At 71.5% G+C, this 20,799-nt stretch carries 13 protein-coding genes; 6 read left to right on the top strand and 7 right to left on the bottom strand.

Annotation, left to right across the window (positions count from 1 at the left end):
* The first annotated feature begins 414 nt into the window (after positions 1-414).
* The 4 genes from AWX74_RS26995 (at position 415) to AWX74_RS26980 (ending at position 9,243) form a co-directional block, all read left to right on the top strand.
* The gene (locus tag AWX74_RS26995) at positions 415-3,771 is read left to right on the top strand and encodes a DUF2309 domain-containing protein (protein ID WP_091282760.1); all 3,357 of its coding nucleotides are present in this window, start codon (positions 415-417) and stop codon (positions 3,769-3,771) included.
* A complete protein-coding gene (locus tag AWX74_RS26990) occupies positions 3,768-6,356 on the top strand; it encodes a proton-conducting transporter transmembrane domain-containing protein (protein ID WP_091282757.1) in 2,589 nt (862 codons plus the stop codon). Before AWX74_RS26995 ends, AWX74_RS26990 begins: the two co-directional genes overlap by 4 nt.
* On the top strand, positions 6,353-7,843 hold the full coding sequence (locus AWX74_RS26985) for a proton-conducting transporter transmembrane domain-containing protein (RefSeq protein ID WP_091282856.1): 1,491 nt from the start codon (positions 6,353-6,355) through the stop codon (positions 7,841-7,843). The genes AWX74_RS26990 and AWX74_RS26985 overlap by 4 nt, the downstream gene beginning before the upstream one ends.
* A gap of 332 nt (positions 7,844-8,175) precedes the next feature.
* On the top strand, positions 8,176-9,243 hold the full coding sequence (locus tag AWX74_RS26980; protein WP_091282854.1) for a PP2C family protein-serine/threonine phosphatase: 1,068 nt from the start codon (positions 8,176-8,178) through the stop codon (positions 9,241-9,243).
* 275 nt (positions 9,244-9,518) lie between these two features.
* Here AWX74_RS26980 and AWX74_RS26975 read toward each other — a convergent pair whose 3' ends face one another.
* Positions 9,519-11,906 (bottom strand): serine/threonine-protein kinase, encoded by a 2,388-nt coding sequence (locus tag AWX74_RS26975; protein WP_091282756.1) that lies wholly within the window; start codon positions 11,904-11,906, stop codon positions 9,519-9,521.
* 507 nt (positions 11,907-12,413) lie between these two features.
* Positions 12,414-13,010, bottom strand: a complete 597-nt coding sequence (locus AWX74_RS26970; protein WP_006544039.1) for an NADPH-dependent FMN reductase — start codon at positions 13,008-13,010, stop codon at positions 12,414-12,416.
* Between the two features lie 182 nt (positions 13,011-13,192).
* Between AWX74_RS26970 and AWX74_RS26965 the strand changes: the two genes are divergently transcribed.
* Together AWX74_RS26965 and lpdA are read left to right on the top strand one after the other, a co-directional pair.
* Complete coding sequence (locus tag AWX74_RS26965) at positions 13,193-14,155, top strand: helix-turn-helix domain-containing protein (RefSeq protein WP_091282755.1); 963 nt, start codon at positions 13,193-13,195, stop codon at positions 14,153-14,155.
* 148 nt (positions 14,156-14,303) lie between these two features.
* Entirely contained in the window at positions 14,304-15,704 is a 1,401-nt protein-coding gene (lpdA, locus tag AWX74_RS26960; protein WP_091282754.1) for a dihydrolipoyl dehydrogenase, read from the top strand.
* A 129-nt stretch (positions 15,705-15,833) separates the two neighbouring features.
* On the opposite strand, the gene AWX74_RS26955 is transcribed toward lpdA, so the two are convergent.
* The 5 genes from AWX74_RS26955 to AWX74_RS26935 all read right to left on the bottom strand — a co-directional run bounded on the left by AWX74_RS26955 (position 15,834) and on the right by AWX74_RS26935 (position 20,387).
* Complete coding sequence (locus AWX74_RS26955) at positions 15,834-16,394, bottom strand: GTP-binding protein (protein WP_091282752.1); 561 nt, start codon at positions 16,392-16,394, stop codon at positions 15,834-15,836.
* A 112-nt stretch (positions 16,395-16,506) separates the two neighbouring features.
* Entirely contained in the window at positions 16,507-16,908 is a 402-nt protein-coding gene (locus tag AWX74_RS26950) for a DUF742 domain-containing protein (RefSeq protein WP_091282750.1), read from the bottom strand.
* Between the two features lie 32 nt (positions 16,909-16,940).
* Positions 16,941-17,390, bottom strand: coding sequence for a roadblock/LC7 domain-containing protein (locus tag AWX74_RS26945; RefSeq protein WP_006544034.1), 450 nt, complete (start codon positions 17,388-17,390; stop codon positions 16,941-16,943).
* The gene (locus tag AWX74_RS26940; RefSeq protein ID WP_207550423.1) at positions 17,387-19,291 is read right to left on the bottom strand and encodes a sensor histidine kinase; all 1,905 of its coding nucleotides are present in this window, start codon (positions 19,289-19,291) and stop codon (positions 17,387-17,389) included. Before AWX74_RS26940 ends, AWX74_RS26945 begins: the two co-directional genes overlap by 4 nt.
* A gap of 490 nt (positions 19,292-19,781) precedes the next feature.
* Positions 19,782-20,387: a hypothetical protein gene (locus tag AWX74_RS26935; protein WP_091282748.1), complete on the bottom strand. Its 606-nt coding sequence runs from the start codon at positions 20,385-20,387 to the stop codon at positions 19,782-19,784.
* Positions 20,388-20,799: the final 412 nt, after the last annotated feature.

Below are 20,799 nucleotides of genomic sequence, written 5' to 3'. Positions count from 1 at the left end.
GCCTTCCGGAAAGTGCGACGGTGATTCGTGCCACCGCGATGATCGGCACGTGCCGAAGGGGCCCAGAGTCCTTCATACTGATACCTGTCAGGCGATCCTACGGCGGTGGCTCACCGGCCAGCCTGGTCGACCCTCGGGTGGGGCGGAGCCGGCCGCGCTTTTCCCCTGGGATGCGCGGCCGTGTTCGCCGCCGATTGTGTGTCGGCCCGCGGGCCCGCCGCGCCGTCGGTCGCCGAAAACCCGGAAAAATCCGGGTGGTCGTGGGAGAGAGGCCGGCCTTCGGTCTGGCGGAGATCGGCCGGTACCGCAACCAGCGTGCTGGAGGGCACACATTCCTGGTCGAGGAAGCAGTACCTGGAAGGCCCGCGGGAAATGAAGGAACCGGGCCACCATGAATGGGGGACGGGAGGGGACATGGCCCACGTCGAGGATCAGACCGAACTGATCGTCCACATCGTCGAGGAGGTCGCCGAGCTCCTGCCGCCCCAGGCACCACTCGGGTACTTCTCCCACCACAACCCGCTGCACGCCCTGGAGGAGCTCCCGTTCCCGCAGGCGGTCGAGCGTGCCGGCGCGCTGCTGGGAACGGCGGCGTTCCAGACCGAGCGGGCCTTCTCCGACCACCTTTCGTCCGGCCGGATCCTCACCCGGGACCTCGTGGCCGTGCTGGACCAGCACGGCGGGCCGGGCGGTGACGCGTCCGCTTCCGCAGGGGACGCCGAGATCCTCCCCGGCGGGCCGACCTGGAACGACTTCCGGCTCGCCCGGCTCGGCCTGTTCGTCGACGTCCCCAGCGCCCCCGCGGTCTCCTGGCGGCTCGCGGACGGCGGCGAGCTCAGCCACTTCCATCCACTCGTCTCCCCGGCCCGGCGCGAGGAGCTCACCCGACAGGCAAGGCGGCGCTTCCCGGCGTCCCGGCGGCGGTCCCCGCGCGGCCGCGCCGCCGAGCGCAAAGCGCTGCGGGCCGCGCTGTTGAGTGCCCTGTGGGGCGATCTGCTGCGGTGCGTGCCGCCCGCCCCACCGCGGGCCGTCCCGCTGCGTCGCCGTGACCAGTTGCTCCACCACTTCGGCGTCGACATCGACGAGATGATCCATCCGGTACTGATCAGGTTGTGCGCGGCCTTCCTCGACCAGGGGATGGCCGCCTGGGAGCTGCCGCACCGGGAGGACGGCCTGCTCACAGCCTTCCGTCACCTGTTCGGAACGCTCGGGGCAACCCGGGAGCCGCACTGGTCCGGGCTCGCCGCGCACCTGCGCCGGCAGCTGCGCCAGGGCTGGACCGCCGAACGCACGGTGACCTGGGCGCTGCGGGCGCTGCGGGTCCCCGTGCCGGTATGGCCGGAGGCCGTCCGGGCGACGCTGATGTCGCTGCGTGGCTGGGCGGGTATGGTCCGCCAGTTCGAGGCCCATCCCGACCGGGCACCGTCGCAGCCGTCGCCCGCCCGCCTTGTGGACCTGCTCGCCGTCCAGCTCACGCTGGAGGTCGTGGTCGTTCGTCACCTGCTGGGCCAGACGATCGGCCCGGACGCCACCCCGGAGGACCTCGGCCCGCTCGGTGACGGCGCCCCGGCGGGGCCGACCGGCGAGGCCCGGCCCGACCGGCCCGCCCAGGATCTGGCCGCCCCCGGTATGGCCGTCCCCGGTCGGTCCGCTCCCGATCTGGAGCTGGTCTACGAGGCGTTCGTGCTCGCACAGATCATGGACGTCGAGACCGAGGCGCTCGGGGACCCGCGGTGGGCCCGGGCCTGGCTGGGTGCGGTCGCGGACCTCGGCTCCCGGCGACGGCGCTGGCTGCTGCACCTGGCCTATGAACGGCGCTACCGCACCGAGATCCTCGACGCGCTGACCGCGCACGACCGCCGCTTCCCCGAGCTCGGGCTCGGTGCCGGTGCCGAGGCCGAGGCCGAGACCGAGGCCGGAGCTGGGGCTGGGGCCGGGGATGGCGGCGCGTCCGAGGCCGCCTTCCAGGCCGTGTTCTGCATGGACGAACGGGAGGAGTCGCTGCGCCGGCACCTGGAGGAGATCCACCCGCGGGTGCGCACGTACGGAGCGGCGGGGTTCTTCGGTGTCGCCATGGCCTACCAGGGACTCGACGACGTCCGGCCACGGGCGCTGTGCCCGGTGTCGGTCACGCCGCACAACCTGGTCGTCGAGCAGGCCGTGGACCAGGCGGAGCTGATCGCCTATCAGCAGACCCGGCGCCGGGACGCCCACCGCCACCACATCCTGTCGGCCGCCCGGGGCAGGTCCGGTCGGCCGACCGGCCACAACGCGGTCGCCGGGCTGGCCCGGCTGGTTCCGCTGGTCGTCGGTGCGGTGGCCCCGCGGGCCGTCGGTGAACGCGCCCGGATGCTGTGCCCCCATGACCGCCCCGGCCCCTGGCCGCGGACTCGACTGGCCGTCGAGGCCAGCGAGGGCGTCGAGGCCGGAGGGGTCGAATCCGGGTCCAGTGCCGGTGCCGGTGCGGTGGTGGGCGGCGCGGGGCTGGTGCCCGGTGTGGGCGCGGGTCCGCTGCGGCTCGGCTTCACGGTCGACGAGATGACGGAGATCGTCGACACCCTGCTCACGACGATCGGGATGACCGGGCCGACCGGTGGTGTGGTCCTCGTGATCGGGCACGGATCGTCCAGCGTCAACAACCCGCACGCGGCCGCGTACGACTGCAGCGCGACCGGTGGCGGCCGCAGCGGCCCGAACGCGCGGGCGTTCGCGGCGATGGCGAACCATCCACGGGTACGGGCGGCGCTCGCCCGTCGCGGCCGTCTGATCGGCCCGGACACCTGGTTCGTCGCAGGCCATCACGACACCTGCGAAGGCTCCCTGACCTGCTACGACACCGACCTCGTCCCGGCCGGTTCGCAGGCGGCGCTGGCCACCGCGACCGAGGCGCTGCGCGCGGCCGTCCAACTCGACGCGCACGAGCGCTGCCGACGCTTCGAGTCGGTGGGGGCCGACGTCGCCGCCGACACCGCGCACGCCCATGTGCGGGGGCGGTCGGCCGACATCGCGCAGTCGCGGCCGGAGTACGGGCACAGCACCAACGCCACCTGCGTGATCGGCCGGCGCTCCCGCACCCGCGGGCTGTACCTGGACCGCCGGTCGTTCCTCGTCTCCTACGACCCCACCGCCGATCACGACGGCTCCGTGCTCACCCGGCTGCTGCTGTCCACCGCACCGGTCGGAGCCGGCATCAGCCTCGAGTACTACTTCAGCGCGGTGGACCCGACCGGCTTCGGCGCCGGGTCCAAGCTGCCCCACAACATCAGCGGCCTGGTCGGTGTCATGGACGGGCACGCCTCCGACCTGCGTACCGGCATGCCCTGGCAGTCGGTGGAGATCCACGAGCCGATGCGGCTGCTGATGATCGTGGAGGCGGAGCCCGACCTGCTGGCGTCCATCGTGCGGGGGCACCCGCACCTGCGCCGGCTCGTCGACGGCGGCTGGATCCAGCTCGCGGCCTGGGACCCGCACTCGCCGCGGACCTGGCTCCATGTCGACGGCCGCTTCGAACCACACCAGCCGGAGAGCCTGCGCCTCCCGATGGTCGCCCGGTCGGAGCACTACTACGCCGGACAGCGCGATCACCTGCCGCCCGCACACGTGCTCGCGGCGTGTGAGCCAGCGCGGGTGGACATCCCGGCGCAGGCGCCGTCGCCGCAGCTGTCGTCGGAGCGGCAGTCGTCGGAGCAGTGGGCGGACATCCCGGAGCAGCCGCGACTGCCGTCACGGTGGCTCGACGCCCCCTTCCCGGACAGGCCGGACGGACCATGAGCGGCGGTTTCGGAACCGGGCTCCTGCCCGCGACCCTGGTCCTGGCGGTTGCCGTGCCCGGGGTGGCCGTCGTCCTTCTCGGCAGCCTGATGTGGTTCGGACGGATCCGCTCCGAACGGGTGACCACCACCGTTGTCGCCACCTCGTTCAGCGTGGTGACCTTCGCCTGCCTGGTGCTCGCCGCTGCGGTGGCGGTCAGTGGCGGCGAGGCCGTGGACGCGGCCGTCGGCCCCTGGTTCGGTACACCCGACCACAGCTTCACCTGGCATCTGAGCGCGGACCCGCTGTCCGCACCCTTCGCGCTCGTCGCGGCCGCCCTCGTCGGCCTGACCGGCGCGGTATCCGCCCGCTACCTGCATCGGGAGCCCGGCTTCACCCGCTTCCACCTGCTGCTGCTCCTGTTCGGCGGCGCGGTGGAACTCGTGGTCCTGGCCGGTGACCCGCCGACGCTGTACTTCGGCTGGGAACTGGTCGGACTCACCTCCGCCCTGCTCATCGCCTTCTTCGCCGAACGGCCTGCGCCGGTGCGCCACGGGCTGCGAGCCTTCCTGACCTACCGGGCCTGTGACGCCGGGCTGCTCGTCGCGGTGGTCTGGCTCGGGCACCTCGCGAGCGGCACCGCGAGTGGCGCGAGCGGTGTCGGCGGCGCGGGCGGTGGCGGCGGGCCGCAGCACCACACCCACGGCTGGGACGGTGTGCTGGCAGCCCCGGCGGTGCTCGCGCACGCGCCGGCCCTGGCCTTTCTGCTGCTCCTGGCCGTGCTGGGCAAGTCCGCGCTCGTGCCCGTCGGCGGCTGGCTCCCGCGCGCTATGGAAGGGCCGACGCCGTCCAGCGCGGTCTTCTACGGGGCGGTGTCAGTCCACCTGGGCCCCTATCTCCTGCTGCGCGCCGACCCGCTGCTCGATCACACCCCGCTCGCGCGGCTGGCACTGGTCGTCGTCGGCGCGCTCACCGCCCTGCACGCCGCGGTTGTCAGCCGGGCCCAGAGCGACGTCAAGAGTGCGCTGGCCTACGGGTCGATGACCCAGGTCGGGCTGATCGTCGCCGAGATCGGACTGGGCCTGCACACCCTTGCCCTGACGCACACCCTCGTCCACGCGACGCTGCGCTGTGCTCAGATCCTTCGTTCACCCAGCGCGCTGCGTGACAGCCAGCGCCTGGAGCAGGCACAGCGTGGTGCCCCTACATCCGCTTCCGGGCCGGGACGAAACATGGCGATCGTGCCCGCACGATGGCAGCCCCGGCTCTACCGGTACGCGTTCGAGAGGGGAGACGCAGACGTGGTGCTTCGCCAGGTCGGAGGTGCGGCCGCGCGTGCGCTGACAGCGATAGACCGCTGGCAGCGGCAGGCCGTGGAGGTGATCGGCGGAAGGTCCGAGGCCGTGGCACAACCGGGGACCGGAGCCGGGCCGGGCGCCGGCTCCGGATTCGGCCCCGCTTCCGGGTTCGTGCCTGCCGCGGCGGGCCCGCCTCGCGGCGGAGCGTCGTGGGTGCCGGCCGCGTCGACGGAGCCAGTCCACGGCGACTGGTGGCCCTGGGCGACGATGGAAACCCTGCCGACTGTCGCTACAGCCGGTGTGAACGAGGCCAGGCTCGGCCCCGAGCCCGAGCCCGAGCCCGAGCCCGAGCCCGAGCCCGAGCCCGAGCCCGACGGCGAGGCCGAGGTCAGGCTTCGTCCGGAGGCGAAGGGGGGCCCGGCTCCTGGTTCCGGCTCCGCTCCTGTTGCTGATGCGGACGCGGGTTCGGTGGACGGGGCCGACGCGGACCATCCCACGGCACCGCGGCGCACCGGCCAGCGGGCTCAGGACGGATCAGGCCCCTACGGCGCGGACACCTACGCCCCCGACCTGCCCGACCTGCCCGGCCTGACCGCGCTGCCTCGACGGATTCCCAGCCAGGCAGGTCCGGCGGCGGTCTCCCGGCCCGGGGAGCCGTTGGCCGTCCCTGAAACGACCCGGCCGTCCACACCGCCGCGGCTGCCGGTGCCGCGGCCCGCTGCCGAGGACCTCGCCCGCCAGCTTCCGAGCCCGGCCAGTTCCGCACCGGGCACCACGCCGCAGGATCACATCACCCAGGACAGCATCGACGACGGCACCGTGGACGCGGATACCGCGGAGATGCCCCTGACGTCCCTCGGCGCGGCCGGCAGGCCGACCGACGCCGGCGTCATCGAGCCCACGGATGACATCGAGCCCACGGATGACATCGAGCGCGCGGATGGCATCGCGCCCACGGATGACATCGAGGCCGGCGGTGTCGCCGAGCCGGTGGACGTCGTCGGCGAGGACCGTCCCGCGTCGCACGGCGCGCTCGCGGAGCCTGCGCTGGCAGAGCCCGCATCGGCGGATCCCGCGGCGACGGACCGTGCGGCGACGGACCGTGCAGGTGGGCCGGCGTCCGACAGCACCGGCGGTCGTGGGCCGGGCCTGCGGCCCCGGTGGCCCGACGGCCAGTCGTCGCGTCGCCTGACGGCCCGCAACGACGGGCCCGGTGGCGGTACTCGGCCGGCGCGCCACCTGGACGAGCCGCCACGGTTTCCCACCGACGTCCGTCCTGTCCGTCCCCGCTCCGGAGGGCCGTGGTGATCCTGGCGGTCACGCCGCTTCTGGTCGCGATCGGCCTGCTCGGTGGCTCGGTCGCGGTGCGCCGGAGCGCTGATCCGCGGGCTGCCCGGGCCACCGCGACCTGGTGCGTCGCCGTCGCGCTGGGCGTCATCGCCGTGGCGATGCTGGCCGAGCGGCTGGGCGCCTGGCCGGGTGGAGCCGGTGGAGTCGTGCTGCTCGCGCCGGGGAGCGGGCGGTGGATGCCGTTCGTCACCTGCCTCGCCGGGCTCGCCGCCACCGCCCTCGCTACGGTGACGTCCGACTCGCCGTGGACGTCACACTCACCGCGCACCTTCGCCCGGACGCTGCTCGTCCTGGCCTGCGGCACCGCCGCGACCGCGTCCGACGGGCCCGGCACGGCGCTTGCCTCGTGGGCGCTGTCCGCCGTGGTCGTGTGGCGTGAGCTGGTCGATGCGGCCGATCCGTCCGGGGCCGGGCCGGCGCGGGTGTTCGGGCTGCACCATCTGCTCGGGGTTGGCGCGTGTGCCGTGGGGCTGCTGCTGCCCGGGCCGCTCGGGCCGACCGCCGCGGCTGTGCTGGTCACGTTCGGCGTCGGTGTCCGGCAATGCCTGGTGCCGTTGCATCTGTGGCACGGCTGCCTCGTCGGACCCGGCTCTCCCAAAGGTTCTGGCGCGGCCGCAGGGCCTGGCTCTGCCGCACGGCGTAGCTCCGCCGCAGGGCCTGGCTCTCGCGCTCGGTACGGCTCGCCGGTCGGGTACGGCGCTCCCGCGGGTTCGGTGCCGCCCGGTCTCCTCGTCGCGTTCACGGCTGGTCCGTCCGGTCTGCTGTTGCTGCCGGAGGTCGCGCGGCTGCTGCACGGGCAGGCCTGGGCCGGCTGGGTCGTCGCCGCAAGTGGGGTGACCGCCCTGCTGGGGGCGGGTCTCGGCCTGGTGGCACACGACGTCCGTACCGCGCTCGCCCAGGTTGGGCTGGCGCTGAGCGGAGTGGTCAGCTGCGGGGCGCTGGCCGGTTCGGTGTTCGGGACGGCGGGGCACGGGCCGGCGGGTGATCCCGGTGTCGCCCTGGTGGGGGCGGTGCTGGCCTGGCAGGTCGGCGCGGTCGCGACCGGCGGCGCGGTCATGATCGCGGCCGCGACGGAGGCGCGGCGCGGCCCGATGGCGCTGATCGGCCCAGGGGGCTGTTTCGCACGGACGCCCCGGCTCGCTGTGGCCTTCCTGCTGTTCGGCCTCACCGCGGTCGGCTACCCGGCGACCGTCGGCTTCGTCTGGGAGGACCTGGTCCTCGACGGCGTCGGCACCTGGTTCGTGCTGCTCGCGGCGGTGCTCGTGCTCGCGGTCGCGGGTTCCGGCGCGACCGTCATGAAGTGGTATTTCGCGGGCTATACGGGGCGGCGAGATCATGTGGGTGAGCACGACCTGACCGTGCGCGAGTTCCGTGCGGTCACCGTCCTGCTGGTGCTGCTCCTGCTCGCTCAGATCCACCCGGCGGGGCTGCTGCCCGTGCTCTGAGCCGAGCCGGCGTACCGGGTCGCCGGCGTCCAGGCCGCGAGCATCCAGGCCGCGAGCATCCAGGTCACGGGTGCCCGGGCCCGAGTCGTTCGTGCTGGGGCGTGGGCGCGTCGCTGGGGGTGCGGGGGCGTTGCTGCGGGTTCGGGGGGTGCGGGGGTTCGGGCTGGGAGGGGCTGGGAACAGGGAAAAGGTGGATCTGAGCGCGGCACGGCGGGGTGGCCGGGTTGGCCGGCGCTGACCGGCGTCGCGGGGCGCTCCGGCGTCGTGGCGCGGTCGCGGTGAGCCCGTCCTCCTCGTCCAGGGGCAGCGACCGGCCCGCGGCCCGGTGGGCGATGCGGCTGGCGCCGCTGCTGATGCTCGTGGCGGTCGTCGTTCTGCAGCTGGCCAGCGACGGCTGGACGATCCTGGAGCTGACCGTGCTCTCCCCGTTGCTCGCGGCGACGATTTCCGGCCCGTTCCTCACCACGGTCTACGCGGCCCTGGCCTTGGCCGCCAGCGTGCTGATCGGCATCCACGACGAGTTGTTCACCGTCAACGAGGGCGGTCTGGCCGCGCAGATGGTGCGCCTGACCGGCATCGCGGTCGGCGGTGTGATGGCCGTCTTCGTCAGCCGGTACAACACGCAGCGCGAGGTGAAGCTGCAGAACGTGACCCGGGTGGCCGAGGTGGCTCAGCGGGCGGTGCTGCCCATGGCGCCGACCGCGTCAGGTGATCTGCAGCTCGCCGTCCGTTACGAGAGTGCCGCCGCCGAGGCGATGGTGGGGGGCGACCTGTACGAGGTCGTCGACAGCCCCTGGGGTACCCGGCTGCTGGTCGGGGATGTCCGCGGCAAAGGCCTGGACGCGGTGCGGATCGCCAGCCGCGTGCTGGGCTGCTTCCGGCTCGTCGCCAAGCACCGGCCCGACATCGAAACCGTGCTGACCGATCTGGACGAGGAAGTCGCCGACGTCAGCGGCTTCGACGACTTCGTCACCGCCGTCGTGCTGCAGATCCGCGACGGCCAGCTGGATCTGGTCAACGCCGGGCATCCCGACCCGTTCCTGGTACGCGGTGAGACCACGACGACGCTGACCCCGGTCGGCCGGCGATCACCGCTGGGCCTGCTGGCCGGCGACGTCGCGCTGACGTCGTTCGCGCTGGAAGCAGGCGACCGCCTGCTGCTCTACACCGACGGGATCGCCGAGGCCCGCAACGTCGAGTCGCGGGAGTTCTTCCCGCTCCCGTCGGCTGTGGGGCAGACACTGGGCCAGCACCGTCCGCTCGAGGACTGTCTCGACGACCTGGTTCGGCAGGTCCAGAACTGGACGCGCTCCGCCCTCAGCGACGACGTCGCGCTGCTCGCGGTGGAGCTGCCGGCCGCCGCGGGCCGATCCCCGGCGGATCAGCCGACCGCGGCCTGAGCCGTGGCTACTCCGGGCTGCCTCTTCGGCCTGCCTGCTTGCTCTCTTGGGCCTGCCTGCCCGCCTACCTACCTACCTGCTTGCTGCGAGCAAGAGGTGATGAATTTGGTCGTTCCGGCGACCACGATCCTCAACTCTTGCGTGGTCGCAACGGCCTCCCGAGGTGAGGCCCGACATCACCGCTCGAAGATCATGGGACTTTGGCCGTCTCGACGACCACGATCCTCAACTCTTGTCCGACAGCAAAGGCTGCAGCCCGGGGCAGGTACGCCGGGCTAGCGTGTGGTGGGCTTGCCGTCGCAGCTGTAGACGACGACCTTCGCGTCGTCGTTGTCGTCGGCGTAGGTGATCTTCATCGTGTCCGCACGGATCCAGCCGGACGTCTCGGTTCCGTCGAGCCGTGCCCACCACCAGACCTCGTTGGACTTCGTCACGACGTTGCACCACAGCCAGAACTTCCGGCCGCGGACGAAGGTGCCGAGGCTGTCGCAGCTCCCGGCCGGGCCCTCGCGAAGGTCGCCGACCTTGGTCAGGACGCCGAATCCATCACTGTTCACCCTGGTGACGGGCTTGGCGGGGCATCCAAGCGGCTGGACGGCGGGCGGTGACGTCCGCACCGCCCGGACCGGTCCGGCGCCAGCGTCGGCCGAGGTCCGCGGGTCCGGTGTCTCCTCCGGGTCTGACGTTTCCTCGGGGTCCGATGGATCCTCGGCGTCCCGGGTGGCTGCGGAGGTCGCCGGGGATACCCGGGTTTCGTCGGCCGCCGCGTTCTCCCGTGATGGTGTGACCACCAGGGCCACGGGCTCGCCGCCGCCCATGGGCTTCGACAGCACCCAGACGAACACCGCGCTGACGACGAGGAGCACGGCCATCAGGAAGGTGATGAGCCGGCGCCGACGCCGTCGCCGGAGCCGCCGGGACACCCCTGCGTCGGCGTCGGCCTCGGCGTCGCCCTCGCTTCCTCCGGCTCCGTGGTTCGAGACGTGCCCTGAGCCTCCGGAGCTGCCCGAGCCTCCGGAGTTGCCTGAACTGCCCGAGCTGCTGTCGTCCGAGCGGCCTGAGTGGCCCGAGCTGTTCGAGCTGTCCGAGTCGCCGGTGCTGCTGGCCGGACGTACCGACCGGGCCGATGCGGTCGACGCCGCCGATGGCGGCATGGCCGCGGATCCGCTCGGCCCCGCTCCCGCCCCCGCCTTTGCTCCCGCGCCGAACGCGGCGGCCGTACTCGCGGCTGCCGCTGGCCCTGGCAGGTGGGCGGGAACCCGTGCGGTCGCCGCGGCCACGTTGGTGGCGCTGTCGGGGTCCTGGGAGCTGAAGACGTCCGGCGGAGCCTGGGAACCCGCGGTGAGAGCCGCGGGGGCGCTCGCGGCCTCCAGCGCCCTGGGCACCCGAGGCGCGCACAGGGCCCGTGGCACCGGCGCCGCGTTGAGCGCCCGCGGCGCGCCGGCCGAGCCGAGGGCGCGTGGCGAGTGATGGGGCCGCGCGGTCGCTGGCACCGGAGCCGCCGGTGCGGCGGCGGAACCGGCGGGGAGGGGCGCGGAGGCGGGGTGCGGTCCCGCGATCAGATCGGTGGGGGAGGGCTCACTGGGGAACGGCGTGCCCAGGGCATCCATGGCGTCCGGAGCACCGGTCGGCGCCGACTGGAACATCGACGGAGGCGTCGCGAGCATGGTCGTCGACGGCGACGGCACCGTGGAGATCCGGTAGCGGGTGACCTCGGCCGCCACCGTCGGCGGCAGCCAGCCACCCCCGGTCTGGAGGTACAGGTCGTCGGTGATCGCCGACCGGCACAGCTCGATAACCTGGGTGGACGTCGGCCGCTCCGCGGGATCCTTGGCCAGGCAGCGGGAGAGGACCTCGCGCACGTTGTCCGGGCAGTGCTCCCAGTCGGGCTGCTGGTTCTCGATGCGGTGAAAAACTGCGGCGTCGGATCCGAACGGCGGTCGCCCCGTCAGCGCGTAATAGGCGGTCGAACCAAGCGCGAACACGTCGCCGGCGGCGTCGATCTGCTTTCCGCGAACCTGTTCCGGTGACATGAATGCGGGTGTTCCTATGCGTACACCCGTTTGGGTCATAGCGGCGGTCGAGGTTTCGATGGCCCGCGCGACACCAAAATCAATTACCCGTGGGCCGTCGTCGGCGAGGATGACGTTGCCGGGTTTCAGGTCACGGTGGATCACACCGGACCGGTGGATGGACTGCAGCGCCTCGGCCACGCCGGCGATCAGCATGAGAACGGTCGCCGAGGGCAGCGCGCCCTGCCGGACGACGGCGACCGCCAGCGACGGCGCGGCGACATAGGCGGTGGCGATCCACGGGCGCAGGGCCTCGGGATCGGCGTCGATGACGGGAACCGTGTAGGGGCCCTGCACCCGGCGTGCGATCGCGACCTCTTTCGCGAACCGGCTGCGGAAGTCGGGATCGGCCGCCAGCTCCGGGCGCGCGACCTTGAGCGCGATCGGGCGCCCCCCCGGGGTGTACGACAGGTACACCGCGCCCATGCCGCCCTCGCCGATCCTGGCCCGCAGCAGATAGCGGCTCACGCTGTGCGGATCATGCGGTGTCAGCGGGGTAAACACCGCATCGCGCACGGGTTCGATCCGACTGGCGTGCCCTGCCGGCTCGCCTGGACCCATCCCGATCGCGCTTGGCGGTGTGTTGTTCATCGTCCCCCTTCCGGGGCCGCGCCCAAATCGATACATCACATCGTCGTCGGGAACGACCAGGTCATCCGGTCATCGACAACGGCATGTCATCAGAAATGGGTTTAAAGCAGTCATCCGCATCTTATGGGCGCCTACCGGGCCAACCGCCTGTTCGTGCGGGTGGCGTAGCTCCGGTTCCACCTGCACCCACCCCCCGTCGGGGCGCCGAACCGAGCCGGTGACGGCGGGCCCGGCCGGCCAGCCACAGGCCCACGACCTGCGGGGAGTGCAGGTGTCGGGCAGCGGACAGCGGGGCCGGGGTGATCGGCCCCGGCCTGGTCAGCGGATGGGGCTTCGCGACGTCCGCCACCCCGACAGGTCGCCCGGAAGGGTGGGGCGGGGAGCAACGGCCCGGCCGGGTCAGGCGATCGGCACTGGTCCTCCGGTCAGCACTGGTCGTCTGATCGGAACCGGTCGTCTGATCGGAACCGGCCGTCGATCCTCCGGTGCCGGCGCCACCCGGATTGATCAGATCCGCGCGCGGGTGCGGCGGGCATCACGCAGGGCGGTGCCCCACCAGCTGAGCTCATCGAGCAGAACCTTCGCGGCGGCTTCCGGCTCCCGCGGGTTGATCAGTGTGCCCGAACTGTCGAACAGCTCGTAGTACCGGGGAAACGAGACGTGGTCGCGCAGCGTGTGCGCGTGCAGTTCGCCGAGCACCTGCCGCAGATGCTCGATCGCCAGCAGCCCGCCGCTGGCACCGCTGTAGCCGACGAATCCGACCGCCTTGGCCTGCCACTGCTCGTAGTACCAGTCGATCGCCGCCTTGATCGACGCGGGGTAGCTGCGGTTGTAGTCCGGCGTCACGATGACGTAGGCGTCGGCCGCGTCGAGGCGGCGGGTCAGCTCCGCCATGGCCGGCGGGCGGGTGAGGTTCGGTTGAAGAGCCGGTGGCGTCGCGGGCAGCGCGAGTGGAAGCGGGAAGTCGGCGAGGTCGATCAGATCGACGTTGTAGCTGCCATGCCGCTCCACCTGCTCCACGAACCACCGCGCCACGACGGGGCCGAACCGCCCCTCCCGCACGCTTCCGATGATCACGGCAAGATCCAGGGTCTCTTCGGACATCTGCCCGGCTCCTTCGACGAAGGCCTGTTGATCGGACGCCGGTCACGCTGCCAGCGGCCCGCCAGCGCCGGAAGGCCGCGCCGAGACTGGTACTGCCCGAGACTGGTACTGCCCGAGGCTGGCCGAGACTGGTAGTGGCAGAGCCACGATCAGCTCACCGTCTCCGGGTTACCGTTCGGATCGTGGACGGAAACGAGCTGGGCACGTTCCTGCGCGCCCGGCGGGAGGCGGTGTCCCCGGCCGAGCTCGGGCTGCCGGTCGGCCCGCGGCGCCGTACCCCCGGGCTGCGTCGTTCCGAGGTGGCCACCCTCGCCGGGGTCAGCGTCGAATACGTGACCCGGCTCGAGCAGGGGCGCGACCGGCATCCGTCCCCGGCGGTGCTGTCCACGCTGGCCGACGTCCTCGGGCTCACCCCGCGCGAGCGCGTCCATCTCTACCGGCTGAGCAAGGGCACCACGGCGGGCTTCACCTGCCGGGGCGGCGCGGCACCGACCTCCGCGCTCCGGCCGGCCCTGCGGGCGTTGCTGGAACGCCTGGAGCCCACCGTCGCCGTGGTGCTGAACCGGGTGACCGACGTTGTGGCCTGCACTGTGGCGTTCGAGCGGCTGGCCCGCCCGACCGGTCTGCTGGACGGCTGGCGCAGTCCTGGCGACCGCGAGGGTGCGGGTGCGGGTGCGGCCAGTGGTGCGGTCGCGGTCAGCGGCGTGGGTGAAGTGGGTGATGTGGGCGAGGTGCCGAACGTGGCGCGCTTCGTCTTCACCGACAGCCGGGCCCGTTCCGTGCTGCCCGACTGGAGCCGCGCCGCCGACGAGATGGTGGCAGCGATCAAGCAGGGCCCGTTCCGCGCGGACAGGTACGTAGCGGCGCTCGCCGACGAGCTCACCCTCACCGCCGGCGCCGCGTTCGGTGCCCGGATCACCGCGCTGACCGGCCTTCCCGCGGCCAGCGGCGTCGTCCGCCTGTCGCATCCCACGGCCGGCCCGCTGAACCTCGCCGTCGAGACGCTGGAGCTGCCCGCCGACGATGACCTGCGCATCCTCGTCGGCCTGCCGGCGGACGCCGTCACGGCCGCCGCGCTGGACGGGCGACCCGAGCCGTTGCGAGTGATATCTGGCGGTGCGGGGCGAAAAGTCCGTCCGGCCTGATCGGAACGATCACCGGCGGGTACGTCGTGATGCCTCGTGCGTCGGCAGGCCCATCTGTGGGTGACTGGAATGGCGCTGGCAGCATGCGTGGTTGAAATCTCCGCGCCGCGCGACGAACCGGCGTCCGATGTGATCGTAGGGTGGACCTATGGCAGCGCACTTTGATCTGGTTGTCCTCGGTGGCGGGCCCGGCGGCTACGTCGCCGCGATCCGGGCGGCGCAGCTCGGGATGTCGGTCGCCGTTGTCGAGGAGAAGTACTGGGGCGGCGTGTGCCTCAACGTCGGCTGCATCCCCTCCAAGGCGCTGCTGCGCAACGCCGAGCTGGCCCACCTCTTCGCCCACGAGGCCAAGACCTTCGGTATCTCCGGGGAGGTGAGCTTCGACTTCGGCGCCGCGTTCGACCGCAGCCGCCAGGTGGCGGAGGGCCGGGTCAAGGGCGTGCACTTCCTGATGAAGAAGAACAAGATCACGGAGTACACCGGCCGTGGCACCTTCCGCGACCCGAACACCCTTGACGTGGCGCTCTCCGGCGGCGGCAGCGACCAGGTGACCTTCGACAGCGTGATCATCGCGACCGGCTCGCGGGTGCGCCTGCTGCCCGGCGTGGAGCTGTCCGACAACGTCGTCACCTACGAGACGCAGATTCTCACCCGCGAACTCCCGCGTTCGATGGCGATCGTCGGTGCTGGGGCGATCGGTATGGAGTTCGCCTACGTCCTGCGCAACTACGGTGTCGACGTCACCATCATCGAGTTCCTCGACCGCCCGCTGCCCAACGAGGACGCCGACGTCTCCAAGGAGATCCTGCGCCAGTACAAGAAGCTGGGCGTGCCGATCCTGACGTCGACCAAGGTCGAGACGGTCAAGGACAACGGCTCGTCGGTGACGGTGGAGTACACCGGCAAGGACGGTGCCCGGGGCTCGCTCGAGGTCGACAAGGTCCTCATGTCCATCGGGTTCGCGCCGAACGTCGAGGGCTTCGGCCTGGAGAACACCGGCGTCGCCCTGACGGACCGTGGCGCGATCGCGATCGACGACCACATGCGCACCAACGTCGAGCACATCTACGCGATCGGTGACGTGACGGCGAAGCTGATGCTGGCCCACGTGGCCGAGGCGCAGGGTGTCGTCGCCGCGGAGGCCATCGGTGGCGCCGAGACCAAGACGCTCGGCGACTACCGGATGATGCCGCGCGCCACGTTCTGCCAGCCCCAGGTCGCGAGCTTCGGCCTGACCGAGGCGCAGGCGCGGGAGGAGGGGCACGACATCAAGGTCGCGAAGTTCCCCTTCACCGCGAACGGGAAGGCGCACGGTCTCGGTGACGCCAGCGGATTCGTCAAGCTCATCTCCGACACGAAGTACGGGGAGCTGCTCGGCGGCCACCTGATCGGCCCGGATGTCTCCGAACTGCTGCCGGAGCTCACGCTCGCACAGAAGTGGGATCTCACCGCGTTCGAGCTCGCGCGCAACGTGCACACCCACCCGACCCTCAGCGAGGCCCTGCAGGAGGCGATCCACGGCCTCGCCGGCCACATGATCAACCTCTGACGGTCGCGGTTGAACCGCTGGCGGGCCGGCAGGCCTGCCGGCGGTCGTCTGTCGTTGGTGCCCGGTGCCCGGTGCCCGGTGCTGGCGACGGCGGTGCCGGGGCGGGATCCGGTGTTCCGCCGCGGTGGACTACTCCGTCGTGAGCGACATCGTGTGTTCGACGAGATCGCGCAGAACCTGCGCGGTCGAGCCGGAGTCCCTGGCGTCACAGGTGACGAGCGGGACCTCCGGCCGCAGGCCCAGCGCCTCCCGGACGTCGGGAACCTCGTGCCACAGCTTGCCGTCGAAGCGGTTGATCGCGACGATGAACGGCAGCTCGGAGTCGTTCTCGAAGTAGTTCAGCGCGGTGAAGGACTCGTCCAGGCGGCGACTGTCGACGAGGATGATGGCGCCCAGCGCGCCGCGGGACAGGTCGTCCCACAGGAACCAGAAGCGTGGCTGCCCCGGCGTGCCGAAGAGATAGAGAATCAGATCCGGGTACAGCGAGATGCGGCCGAAGTCCATGGTCACGGTCGTGGTGCTCTTGGCCTCGCTCCACGACAGGTCGTCGATGTCCTCGCTGGCCTCGGTCAACCACGCCTCCGTGCTCAGCGGCGGAATCTGGGAGACCGAGCGGACGAGCGTGGTCTTGCCGGCTCCGAATCCACCGGCGATCACGATCTTGGCCGAGATGGCCGGCGGTTGGGACATGTCCTCCGGTGCAGGCGGCCTGGTGGTCGACGCCTCCGCAGGCGCAGCCGGCGGTGTGGTCGCGGGAGCCGGTGGACCTGCGGTGCCTAACCGGCCTACGGCCGGCGGTCGGTCAGGCGGGGAGCTCGCGCAGGCCACTGAGGATCCTCTCCAACACGGTGTGATCATGGTCGAAGGTGTCGGCGGTGGGATGGAGGAGGACCACTCCCTGCGCGGCGAGATCACCGACCAGGACGCGCACGACCCCCAGCGGGATCGAGAGCAGCGCGGACAGCTCGGCGATCGAGAGCCGACCCCGCGCCCGCTCGTAGAGCACCCGGGACTCGGGCATGAGGGACTCGCTGAGCGCCGGGTCGTACTGCGGAACGGAGACCATCGTCTCCATCAGCAGCGGGTGCTGCGTCCGGGTACGGCCGCCGGTGAGGGCGTACGGGCGGATCCGTCGGCTCCGCGAGCCCTGTTTCTTCTCCGGTCCCGGCGCGTTCCGCGCGCCGCCCGCGGAACTGGTCGTCATGTCGGGCGTTCCCGGCTCGTGACCTGCCCGGCTCAGCTCAGGCTCGGCATCTGGGGCGCCACCAGCACCCGACGCAGATCCGCGCGCCGCTCCGGGGTGAGCGCGTGGCCGGCGTGCAGCACGAACTGGGTCATCTCATAGGCGACCACCTTCATGTCGCAGTCCGGACCGGTCAGCACCGCGAGGCCGGCCCCGTCGTTGATGGCCATGAACAGGAAGTAGCCACCGGTCAGGCGGACGATGATCTGTTCGCAGGTGCCCTTCGAGAACAGCTGGGCGCTGTTGCGGGCAAGGCTGATCATGGCGCTGGCGATCGCCGCGAGCTGGTCGCGCTCCGCTGACGAGACGCCGTCGGAGGCGGTGAGGGACAGCCCGTCGGCGGAGAGGATCAGGGCATGGGTGACGCCATGGACCTTGCCCACGAAGTCATTGATCAACCAGCGGAAATCAAAGTCCGCCGGGCGGTGGATCTGATCCGTCACAGGTCCTTGTCCCCTCGCTGGTGCTTGTGCGCAGTCCGTTCGCCTTCGGTGAAGGCGTCGAGATCCGCGAGCAGTCTCGCGTGGTCGGCGGCCCTGCGTTCGGTGCGAGCCGCCGGTGAGTCAGAGTCGGAAGCCTTGGGCTCGTGGCCACGGGGTCCGCTGCCGTTGAGCTTGGTGCCATCGAGCTTCGTGCCGTTGAGCTTCGTGCCGTTGAGCTTGGTGCCGTTGAGCTTGGTGCCGTTGAGCCCGGTGCCGTTGATGCGGGTGTCGCCGGGTTCGTTGCCGTCCAGCTTGTTCTTGTCCGGATCGGATTCGTTCGAATCGTGCTCGTTCACGCCAGGTGCGTCTGCGCCGATCGGTAATCCGGTCGTTGTCGGGTCGGTCGTTGTCAGGTCTGTCGTCGCTGTGCCCGCATCCGCATCCGGGGGCTCGGCAGTGGTGGACTCGGCAGTGGTGGACTCGGCAGCTGTGGACTTCGCCGCCGTCCGCGGTGCTGGTGCGTCCGCTGCCGGCACGTCGGCCGCGGCGGGGAGCGCCGCGGCACCGGCCGGGGGGCTCGCCGGGTTTCGCAGGCTGCGGGATACGCGGCGAGGCAGACCGGTCGCGGTCGTCCCGTCCGTCAGAGCATGCGGGGGTGGCGGGCCGGCGGGCAGGCCTGCGCCGTCACCCGTGCTCGGGACGGGCCCGGCGGCCGTGGTGGCGTCCGAAGACGTCGGTTTCGCCGCCCCACCGAACAGCGTCGAGGGCGGTTGCCGTTGCTCCGTGCCCTGACTCGTGTTCCCTACCCCGGCTGCGCGGCGCAGGGCCGACAGTCGGAACGTGTTGCTGTGCGGTGCGGGCAGCGTGGCACCGGGAGGTTCGGGGCGACCGCGATCGGAATCGGCCTCCTCACGGCTGCGCACCGTCTGCGTGCCTGACCAGTTGCCCTCGGGGAGCTCACAGACCAGCCCGGACGGAATCAGCACCGAGGCGGTCGTACCGTGGGGCTGGCGGGAGTCCAGCCAGATCCGCAGGCCGTGCCGAATCGCCAGTCGGTGGACCACGGCCAGACCCATGTGCCGCACGGCGTCGTCATCCAGGACAGGCTCCTCGGCCAGCCGCGTGTTGAACTGTTCGAGCCGTTCCGGGGGCAGGCCGATGCCTTCGTCCTCGACCCGCAGCAGGGCGCTGCCGGTCTCGGTGAGATGGACCCCGACGCGCACCGGCGTGGTGGGCGGGGACGACTTGGTCGCGTTGTCCAACAGTTCGGCGACGACCCGCCCAAGGTCCTCGGCGGCGAACCCGATGATGCCGAGCGAGACCACCTTGCCGATCGTGACCCTGGAGAAATGGTCGATGGAGGACATCGCCGCGCGCACGACATCGACGAAAGCGGTGCTGTCGGCGGAGTCCTCGCTGGCATCGTGACCGGCGAGCACACGCAGGTTCTCGGCGTTGCGGCGCAGCCGGGCGGCGAGGTGGTCGAGTCGGTACAGCTCCGCCAGCCGGTCGGCGTCCTCCTCGGCGCTCTCCATCTCCTCGAGCTGGGAGAGCAGAAGATCGACGAGGTTGAGGTCACGAAGCGCGATGTCCGCGCAGATCGCGGAGAGCACCTCGGCGGTGGTGGACGGCTCGGATGCTGCGGGAGGCTGGGATGTCGTGGGTGGCTCGGGCGCGGAGGCCGTCGCGGCGAGTCCGGGGGAGACCGTTGTACTCGGGATCGCGCGCCGCTCGAGCCCGACAGCCCGGATCCCGGGCCGGGTCGGGGCCACCGCTGAGCCGGCGGTGGGCTCGCTGCGAGCCGCCTCGCGCGTGGGCGGGCTCGGCGCGTCCTCGAGGGCGGGCCGATCGGTGGTGCTGTCGCGGGATGCTCCCAGGAGCGCGCGTGATCGGTTGAGCAGATCTCGTGCCCGCGTCGTCATCGCGTCCCACAGCTCTCGTCGGGTCTGGGAACCAGCCGCCTCCGGTGGCCCCGTTGGGAGGCTATGCAACCAGAAAGTCTCGTTTATGTTCAACTGCGACTTTTGGCGATCATCTCCCTGATGCTCCGGTGTGTTTCCGATGTTTTCGGTTTGATTCGTCCGGGTACTCCGAAGGGTCGCGGTGCGTAAAGACGGACTCCGCCGATCCGTGTGTGCAGGTGCACGTGCAAAAGCCGTCCAGGATGGTGGGGCCCGAACGAACGGGCAGGCGAACGAGCAGGCGAACCGGTAGGCGGCCAGGTAGTGGCTGCGTCCGACGGCCTCGCATCCGACATCTCGCCTCCCGAGGTATCCGGCCCGCCGCGTGGCCCCCACGTCGCGGCACCGCGTCCGTGCCCGTCACCACCGTTGGGTGTGGTGTGGATGTCAGGTCCGACGGCCTCCTGGATACTCCGGGTGCGGATCAGGCAGGCGGACCATCTTCGCTATATCAACTCTCGAAGATGTCGAAATGCAACGGGACGATGCCGGCGAGTCCGACCGGGCGGCGGACCCCTGGGATATGAACTGTGACCACCGCGTCAACCTGGTATCGGCCGGCCGGGCGCCCCGGGTCCGCCAGGTGGATCGACGTCGCGGCTCCGGACACGGTGCCGCGGGCGCGAAGCGGTGACGGCATCTCCTGGCCGACGCTGATCTCGGCGCTGGAACACGCCGCACCAGAATGCGGCATGGATCTGGTCAGCGGGCTCACCCGGGCGACGGCCCGGAATTCGAGCTGGTCTGACCGGTGTGGCGACGGCCTTTCTCCAACGTGTAGAAAGAGCCGGACGTCAAAGGGAGATCCAGCCGTCGGCGAGCTCGGCCTGACCTCGGCAAGGAGATCCAGGTGGGTCGGTGTGATCTGGGGGATAGCGACCGTGGCGCCCGTCCGATCCTGGCTCATGGGCGGACGGGTGAGACCTGTCAGCTGGGATTCGACAAAGGTAACCAGCTCGGCGGGCCGCCAGGACGGCCAGCGTGCTTCGGCCTGCCCCCGCACCGCGCGGATGCTGGTGCTGCGGACCCCGTCCGCATCGACCAGGAGTCGAAGCACGAAACTTTCCTCACGCTGTCCCTCTCCGGTCGGCTCCCCGCCGCTTTCGGTCTGCGGTTGGGACGTCTGCGGACCCTCGGCGTGCTGTTCTCCTGCCGGGTCGTCCGTTGCGGGAAAACCGGTCTGAAGGGGGATCTCGCCTGTCCGGTTCCCCGTCGGATCGAGCTGTTCACCGGAATATCTCATGTCATTCTCGCTGACGTGTTCGGTGGGGTTGCGGGCAAAGACTCGACGCGCATTCAGGCGGGCCCTGTCGTGATATCGGAGATCGTCGGGGCCGGTAGGTGCCCGGCGTTCCCACCGCCAGACCCTGGATTTCGCGCCATCGGGGTCCTCGCGGGTTCACGCCCGCGTCCGCGCGGCACTTCGCCTCTTGTTCCGGTGTTCGCGCCGGCGGGGGCGGCCGGGAGAC

The sequence above is a fragment of the Parafrankia irregularis genome, from assembly GCF_001536285.1.
In the GTDB taxonomy this organism is placed as follows: Bacteria; Actinomycetota; Actinomycetes; order Frankiales; family Frankiaceae; genus Parafrankia; species Parafrankia irregularis.
The sequence above is the reverse complement of the archived record's forward strand: the minus strand, read 5'-3'. Positions and strand labels throughout refer to the sequence as shown.